This is a genomic window from Pseudomonas spelaei (assembly GCF_009724245.1).
Taxonomy (GTDB): domain Bacteria; phylum Pseudomonadota; class Gammaproteobacteria; order Pseudomonadales; family Pseudomonadaceae; genus Aquipseudomonas; species Aquipseudomonas spelaei.
In genome coordinates, this window is record NZ_WNNK01000074.1 from 1 (window position 1) to 710 (window position 710).

Annotated in this window: 1 protein-coding gene; it reads right to left on the bottom strand. The window is 61.7% G+C overall.

The features are described 5' to 3' along the window. On the bottom strand, positions 1 to 710 hold a 710-nt coding region (locus tag GNF76_RS29250), incomplete at both ends, for a ribonucleotide-diphosphate reductase subunit beta (RefSeq protein ID WP_155586503.1).

Genomic DNA, 710 nt, shown 5'->3' on the forward strand with positions numbered 1-710 from the left:
AGGATCTGGGTGAAGCCGCAGTAGAAGAAGATGCCTTCCAGGACGCAGTAGTAGGCGACCAGGTTGCGCAGCAGCTCTTTGTCCGTCTCGACGGTGCCGGTTTCGAACTTCGGATCGGAGATCGAGCGGGTGTATTTCAGGCCCCAGGCGGCCTTTTTGGCGACCGATGGGATCTCGTGGTACATGTTGAAGATCTCGCCTTCATCCATGGCCAACGATTCGATGCAGTACTGGTAGGCGTGGGTGTGGATCGCTTCTTCGAAGGCCTGGCGCAGGATGTACTGGCGGCACTCCGGGTTGGTGATCAGGCGGTATACGGCCAGCACCAGGTTGTTCGCTACCAACGAATCCGCAGTGGAGAAGAAGCCGAGGTTACGCATGACGATGCGACGTTCGTCGTCGGTCAGGCCTTCGGGGGTTTTCCACAGGGCGATGTCGGCGGTCATGTTGACCTCTTGCGGCATCCAGTGGTTGGCGCAGCCGTCGAGGTATTTCTGCCAGGCCCAGTCGTACTTGAAGGGCACGAGTTGGTTGAGGTCGGCGCGGCAGTTGATCATGCGCTTTTCGTCAACGGCGACGCGGGCGGCGGAGCCTTCGAGTTCGGCGAGGCCTTCGGCGACGTCGAGTTTGTCCAGGGCGGCCTTGGCGCGCACGATGGCGGCGGAGTCATTGGCGGTGACGGCGCGGGCTTCGATGGCGGCAGCAGCGCC